The sequence below is a fragment of the Catellatospora bangladeshensis genome (assembly GCF_016862575.1).
Lineage (GTDB): Bacteria > Actinomycetota > Actinomycetes > Mycobacteriales > Micromonosporaceae > Catellatospora > Catellatospora bangladeshensis.
The window spans coordinates 167362-173910 of the sequence record NZ_BONF01000028.1 but is presented as its reverse complement, the minus strand read 5'-3'; the positions used below and the strand labels follow the sequence as shown (position 1 = coordinate 173910).

General features: G+C 71.4%; 7 protein-coding genes. 3 read left to right on the top strand and 4 right to left on the bottom strand.

Translation table 11 applies throughout. The features are described 5' to 3' along the window. The first annotated feature begins 81 nt into the window (after positions 1-81). The gene (locus tag Cba03nite_RS23655) at positions 82-669 is read left to right on the top strand and encodes a class I SAM-dependent methyltransferase (RefSeq protein WP_203750160.1); all 588 of its coding nucleotides are present in this window, start codon (positions 82-84) and stop codon (positions 667-669) included. Here the strand turns inward: Cba03nite_RS23655 and Cba03nite_RS23650 are convergent. The 4 genes from Cba03nite_RS23650 to Cba03nite_RS23635 all read right to left on the bottom strand — a co-directional run bounded on the left by Cba03nite_RS23650 (position 594) and on the right by Cba03nite_RS23635 (position 3622). Then, positions 594-1025 (bottom strand): hypothetical protein, encoded by a 432-nt coding sequence (locus tag Cba03nite_RS23650; protein ID WP_203750159.1) that lies wholly within the window; start codon positions 1023-1025, stop codon positions 594-596. The genes Cba03nite_RS23655 and Cba03nite_RS23650 overlap by 76 nt on opposite strands. Before the next feature lie 45 nt (positions 1026-1070). After that, a complete protein-coding gene (locus Cba03nite_RS23645) occupies positions 1071-1553 on the bottom strand; it encodes a hypothetical protein (protein WP_203750157.1) in 483 nt (160 codons plus the stop codon). 91 nt (positions 1554-1644) lie between these two features. Continuing rightward, positions 1645-1902, bottom strand: coding sequence for a hypothetical protein (locus Cba03nite_RS23640; protein WP_203750156.1), 258 nt, complete (start codon positions 1900-1902; stop codon positions 1645-1647). Positions 1903-2026: 124 nt separating this feature from the next. Further along, positions 2027-3622 (bottom strand): pectate lyase family protein, encoded by a 1596-nt coding sequence (locus Cba03nite_RS23635; protein ID WP_203750154.1) that lies wholly within the window; start codon positions 3620-3622, stop codon positions 2027-2029. A 485-nt stretch (positions 3623-4107) separates the two neighbouring features. On the opposite strand from Cba03nite_RS23635, the gene Cba03nite_RS23630 reads away from it, so the two are divergent. Together Cba03nite_RS23630 and Cba03nite_RS23625 are read left to right on the top strand one after the other, a co-directional pair. Next, positions 4108-4812: a GNAT family N-acetyltransferase gene (locus tag Cba03nite_RS23630; RefSeq protein ID WP_239125970.1), complete on the top strand. Its 705-nt coding sequence runs from the start codon at positions 4108-4110 to the stop codon at positions 4810-4812. A gap of 90 nt (positions 4813-4902) precedes the next feature. After that, entirely contained in the window at positions 4903-6417 is a 1515-nt protein-coding gene (locus tag Cba03nite_RS23625) for an apurinic/apyrimidinic endonuclease family protein (RefSeq protein ID WP_203750148.1), read from the top strand. The last annotated feature ends 132 nt before the right edge of the window (positions 6418-6549 follow it).

The window sequence follows — 6549 nt, the reverse complement described above, 5'->3', positions numbered from 1 at the left end:
CTAAGTAGCGGATGAAAGGCTGGGGCGGTGATTTCGGACCGCTGGGACCGGTACGCACAGGCGCGCTCCCCGCGCCGGCTCGTGAACGCCGCCGGAGCAAGCACCTGGTTCAACTGGACCCAGTACCCGGATCACGGCCCCGGCCTCGAAGTTCTCGATCTCGATGACGGATCTCGGGTGCTGGACCTCGGCTGCGGCAAGGGCGGAAATCTGGCCCACGTATGCGCGAGCGGCTACCACGGCATCGGCGTCGACGTCTCGGCGCCGCAGCTGGCGCACGCCCGAACCCGTTGGCCGGGCCTTCCGGTCCATCACCGCGACGCAGTGAGCTACCTGCTGGACGGCGAGGAGTCGTTCGACGCGGTCTACTCGGTGTTCGGCGCATTGTGGTTCGTCGACCCGGAGGTGCTCCTCCCGGCGATCCACCATCGGCTTCGTGGCGTACTCGCGTTCTCGTGGTCGCCGATGAAGCCGATCCCGGGGCTGCCCCGCTGGGATCTCGAGCCCGGCGAGTGGCGCGAGCGCCTCGAGAAGCACGGGTACGAGGACATCGAGTGCCAGGTGATCGACCCACCGGCCGGTGCTGAAAGTGATCAGTGCACCTTCTTCGTCCGGGCGACCCGGGCCGGCGGCCGGATGCCCCGGTCGACGCGGGAACACGCCAGGTAGACCGGCAGGGACAGGCCGAACCCGATGATGGACAGCATCGCAGCACCGGGCTCTCCGGCGGTGTCGTTCAGGTCGGGGTGCCCCGAGCCCGCTATCACCATCGTGACCAGGCTCAGCAGCACGATGCCCACCGGGCTCCACGGCCACCATCGCGGGCGCACGCGCCACAGCACCCGCACCTTGTAGTAGCCGACGATCGCCGCGTACATGCCGACCGCCCCGATGACGCTGAACGCGGTGACGGTCGTGAGCTGCGGCGGGAGCGGCCGGGACGCAGGCGTCAAGCCGTGGATCAGCAGACCCACGTCCCAGGCGAGGATGACCAGGCTGAGCCGCACGCACCAAAGCCAGTACACGCCGACAGGGTACGAAGCGGACGCTCGCCGCACGCCCCGAAGCCGTCAGCGCCGGGCCGCTCCTGAGGTGCCTCCACGTCGCGCCGCCCGTTCCCGGGCGCGGCGGGCCGACCTGGGCAGCGGCACCGGCCCGGACGGGCGGCCGCCGTGCGCGGCCCGGTGGCAGGCCAGGTAGACCGGCAGGGACAGGCCGAGGACGAAGATGGACACCGCCGCGATGCCCCGCTCGCCGCCGGTGTCGGCAGGCGCGAGCCCGAAGGCCGACGCGGCCACCACGATCACGGCGGGCAGCACGGCGCCCAGCACGCTCCAGGGCCACCAGCCCGGCCGGGCCCGCCAGAGCTTGCGTGCCCTGTGGTCGAAGACGATGGGCCGCCACACGGCGACGGCGGCGATGGTGGCGACCACCGTGCACAGCACGAGCCACTCCGGCATCGGCTCCGCGGGCGGGATGAAGCCGTAGATCAGCAGACCGGCGTGCCAGCCCAGTCCGAGGACGCAGAGTCTTACGCACCAGAGCCAGAACACGCCGCCAGGGTACGCATCCCGCGCCGGGCACGGCACCCCGAGCACCGGACCGGATCGAAGCCGCCTGCCGGACGGATCCGGGTCGCTCCGCTCATCGTCCTCGGCCCTCGCGCCACAGCTCATGCCGTTTGGCGACCACGGCTGCGACGTGTCCGCCGAAGCAGATCAGCGACACTCCGAGCAGCACGACGCTGAGGACCGTCCAAGGCGACCGCCGCGCACCCATGGCCATGAAGAAGCCCAGGATTCCCAGCGCTATGGCCCACGCCAGGAATCCGAGCGAATCAGCGGGATGTTGCGGCGGGGGCGCCGGTCTTGCTGGCTGGGCGGGTTCGGCCGGCGTCGTCATGATGTCTCCTTCGTGAGGTCGAGTCATCATCACGGATCAGGTCTAGGTCTGCTGTCCCCCGGGGACGGCGAAGGGGGCCGTCGCTGCCGACGGCCCCCCGGTGAGCTGCGCGAGCGGATGTCCGCTACGACGCGTACGTCTCGAACTCGGCGACCTTCGGGGCGCCGGACGAGCTGGTGATCCGGAACGTGATCTTCTTCAGCGAGGTGGCGGTGAAGGTGATGGTGCCCGCCCCGCTGCCCGACTTCAGCACGGCGCCGGTGTCGTAGTTGATGAGCTGCCACGAGCCGATGCTGCCCGAGGTGCCGGAGGGCTCCCGGATGACGGCCCGGGCCACGGTGACGTTCGAGCCCCACTTGACGGAGATGTCACCGGTGGCGCCGGACGGCGACCAGTACGTGCTCAGGCTGCCGTCGCGGACGTTGCCGTAGCTGGTGCCGTCGGCCTTGCTGGAGCCGTCCGCGCCCGCGCCGGAGGCGAGGCTGAGGTTGGTCCCGCTGGGCGGGTTCGGCGAGGCCGTCGGGGAGGTGCTCGGCGAGCGGGTCGGGCTGGCCGACGGCGACGGGCCCGCGGTCCGGGTCGGGCTGGCCGAGGGGCCGGCGGTCGGCGAGACCGGGGTGCAGCTGCCGTTGGACACCTGCAGGCCCTTGTTGGCGCCGGCGGTAGCGGCGACCACGTTCGGCACGCAGCTGGCCGCGTCGAGGCTGTAGGAGTACGGGATGCTGACGGTGGTGTTCGACGGCATGCTCGGACCCGCCGGGTTGGTGTCCGAGCCGGGGGACGACCAGGTCACGTTGTCGAGGATGTTGCCGCTGGCCTGCCAGTAGCCCGCCGCGTCGGTGTAGAACGTGCCGAGCACGTCCTTGGAGTTCTTGAAGTAGTTGTTCTCCACCTTGGCGCGGGCCCCGGCCCGGGAGTTGATGCCGGACTCGTTGAGGCTGACGTAGTGGTTGTTGTAGATGTGCGCGATGCCGCCGCGCAGCAGGGGCGTACGCGAGTCGATGTTCGTGTACAGGTTGTGGTGGAACGTGATGTAGCCGCTGCCGGTGTCGGTCTCGCTGGAGCCGATGAGGCCGCCGCGGCCGGAGTTGCGCAGGATGCTGTAGGACAGCGTCACGTACTCGACGTCGTTCTTCATGTCGAACAGGCCGTCGTAGCCCTCGGACTCGCCGCCCGACGCCTCCAGGGTGACGTGGTCGACCCAGACCCTGCGGACGGTGCTCTCCATGCCGATGGCGTCGCCGCCGTTGGAGGTGGGCGAGCCCGACTTCTTGACGTTCCGGACGGTCACGTTCTGGATGATGATGTTGCTGGAGTCCCGGATGTGGATGCCGACCTGGTCGAAGATCGCACCACTGCCGACCCCGAGGATCGTGACGTTGCTGATCTCCTTGAGCTCGATCACGCCGTCGGCGGTGTTGCAGCTGCTGCCGGACACCTTGGCGGTGTTGCCGTGGTTGATCGTGCCCGAGACCTGGATGATGATCGGGGTGCTGCTGCTGGCCCGGTTGCACAGCGCGGCGTGGATCGCGGTGCCGGTGGACGCCTGCACGGTCTGGCCGCCGGCGCCGCCGGTGGTCCCGCCGTTCTGGGTGGCATAGCCGGTGACGCCGCCGACGGCGGCCGCCGCCTGGGGGACCTGGAGGGTCAGGCCGATCGCGGCGGCGGTGGCCGCGGTGGCCCCCGCCGCCAGCAGCCGTACTACGACTGAGCGCTTCATCTGTCTCACCTTCGTCTTCGAAATCGGGCGTCGCCGCTGCCTCCGGCCGAGCAGGCGGTCCTCGCGGCCGCCGGCCCTCGCCGGGCAGGTCGTTCGTCGACCCGGATGCGGGTGGTCATGTCGAAGTGGTCGGCGGTCTGCCGCGGCCCGGATGCTCGGGCCCGCCGGCGCCTGCACCTGCGCCGAACCGGGGGAACGGTGGGTCTTCCCTAGTGAGCCGGAGGCGTCCGATCGGGCACGGTGGGCGGCCGATGCCCGCACACCCCGGTCACGCCCGGCAGGTCGCCCGCCCCGCCGGTGTTTCGGGAAAGCGCATTCCCGTTAACACGGTGCGCCGTGGACGGTTCGAAGTCAATGGATCACCGTTTGCAGGATTGTTGCAGCACCCGAGGTCATCGGACCGTCACCGCACAGCGATGGGAGTGCGCGAGAGTCGGCACCCCGATCGATCCGGCGGACTGTCGCCCATGGACGAACATGAGACGGTGACGCATCCACTCGACGACCCGGTGCGGTCCGCGCTGTCCGGGCCGCACGCCCACCTCGCCCAGCGGCGCGGGCGCATCCTGCGCTACCCGCCGGACGTGCTGCGGTTCATCGCGATCCCGGATCCGCCCGGCCCGGCGGACTGGGCCGACGTCGCCGCGCTGACCGGCGGGGACGCGGGGCCCGGGGCCGGGGTCGTGGTGGCGCCGCCGGAGGGCTGGGTGCTCACCAACATCGGCGCGGGGCTGCAGCTCGTCGACAGCGGCGAGGCGCCGGTATGCCCCGACAGCGAGGCGGTGCGGCTCGGCCCGGCCGACCTGCCGGAGATCACGGCGTTCGTCGCCCGCCACCGCAACGGGCGCCGCTTCCTGCCGCGCACCCTGGAGCTGGGCGTGTACCTGGGCATCCGGCGCGGGGGCGCGCTGGTGGCGATGGCCGGCGAGCGGCTGCGACCGGTGGGCTGGAGCGAGCTGAGCGCCGTGTGCACCGACCCGGCCCACCGCCGGCAGGGCCTGGCGCTGCGGCTGACCCGGGCGGTGATCGCGGCGGTACGCGAGCGCGGCGACACCGCCTTCCTCCACGTGCACGACGACAACGTCGCGGCGATCGCGCTCTACGCGCGGCTCGGTTTCCGGCTGCGGCGCGAGATCTCCATGGCGACGGTCCACGTCCCGGCGCGGCGCGGTCCGGCAGCGCCCGGCTGAGCCGCGACCTGCTGGTTCGTGGCGATTGGCGAATCGCCGGACAGGGTGCGATCAGGACGTTACCTTTTGAGCAGAATGTCCACTTCGTGGTTGCTGAACCCTGTGAGGCGCACCATGGTCCTGTCCAGGCTTCGTCCTGCCCTGCTCGCCTGTGTCCTGCTGACCGGCGGATGCACCGTGGCGGCCTTCGACTCAAGCTCCCGGGCCACGTCCCGGACCGTCCTGCCCGCCGACGTGACGACCGTCGCGGCCGGCGCCGGTGGCGCCGAACTCGCCCTGCAGGCCAGCCGCGCGCTGTTCAGCCATGCCCCGGCCGTGGTCCTGGTGGGAGACCAGGATCAGGCGAGCATGGCGAACGCGGGCGCGGCCGCGGTCGAACTCGGCGTGCCCGTCCTGCTCACCACGGCCGGGGACGCCACGGCGGCCGCGCTGCGCGAGGAACTCGCCCGGCTGGCGCCGGAGACGCTGATCCCGGTCGGCGACGCCGCGGCCGGCTGGGCGAAGGAGCACCCCGTCGAGGGAGCCGAGGTAAAGGCGTACCAGGCGGGCAAGCTGCCCCGGCTCGGCGCCGCGGCGCCGCTGGACAAGCTGCTGGTGCTGGCCCTCGACCGGCCGGAGGCCGCGGCGGCCACCGCCACCGCGAAGGCGAGCCGTGCCCAGGTCCTCGTAGTCAAGGATCCCGACCCGCGCGCCGACGACGAGGTGATCAAGACGATCGCCGCCCGTCAGAGCACGCATGTGCTGGGCCTGGGCAGCGCCTTCGGGCCCGCCGACCGGCTGCGCAACCGGATCGACACCGCCGCGACCGGCATCCTGCTGCCCGGCGGCCGCCAGGTGGTGTTCCCGAACCGCCGCATGATCGCCCTGTACGGGCACCCGGGCGACGCGGGTCTCGGCTCGCTCGGCGAGCAGCCGGTCGACAAGGCCGTGACCCGCGCCCGCAAGGTCGCCGCGCAGTACAGCGCCCTGGTCAAGGAACCGGTGGTGCCCGCGTTCGAGATCATCACGACGGTGGCGTCGAGCGACCCGGGGCCGGACGGCGACTACTCCAACGAGTCGACGGTGGAGCACCTGCGGCCGTGGGTGGACGCGGCGGGCCGGGCCGGCATCTACGTCCTGCTCGACCTGCAGCCTGGCCGGACCGACTTCCTCACCCAGGCCAAGCGGTACGCCGAGCTGCTCAAGCAGCCGCACGTGGGGCTCGCGCTGGACCCGGAGTGGCGGCTGGCGCCGCACCAGATCCACATGGTGCAGATCGGCTCGGTCAGCGGCAACGAGATCAACAAGACGGCCGCCTGGCTGGCCGAGCTGACCCGCGCCAACAAGCTGCCGCAGAAGATCCTGATGCTGCACCAGTTCCGCACCGACATGATCACCGGCCGGTCAGCCATCGACACCAGCGCCGACGAACTGAGTGTGGTGATCCACGCGGACGGCTTCGGCTCGGCCGGCGAGAAGATGGCCACCTGGGACAACGTGCGCGCCGGGGCTCCCGCCCAGGTCTGGTGGGGCTGGAAGAACTTCTACGACGAGGACAAGCCGACGTTCTCCCCGAAGCAGACCTTCGCGGTCGAGCCGTCGCCGGTGTTCGTGTCGTACCAGTAACCGGTCCCCAACGCCTGTCGCAGGGCGGCTCCCCGGCCGGGGAGCCGCCCTGTCGTCGCCTTCGGCACAAGGCAGGTGATTTCGCCGACCCGGCGGCGACTGCCGCGGCCATAGCATCGCCTCGAATCATCC

Bases quoted from the DNA above. Each gene is read 5' to 3' on its own strand.
- Cba03nite_RS23640 (WP_203750156.1), bottom strand. From the start codon at position 1,902: ATGACGACGCCGGCCGAACCCGCCCAGCCAGCAAGACCGGCGCCCCCG.
- Cba03nite_RS23635 (WP_203750154.1), bottom strand. From the start codon at position 3,622: ATGAAGCGCTCAGTCGTAGTACGGCTGCTGGCGGCGGGGGCCACCGCG.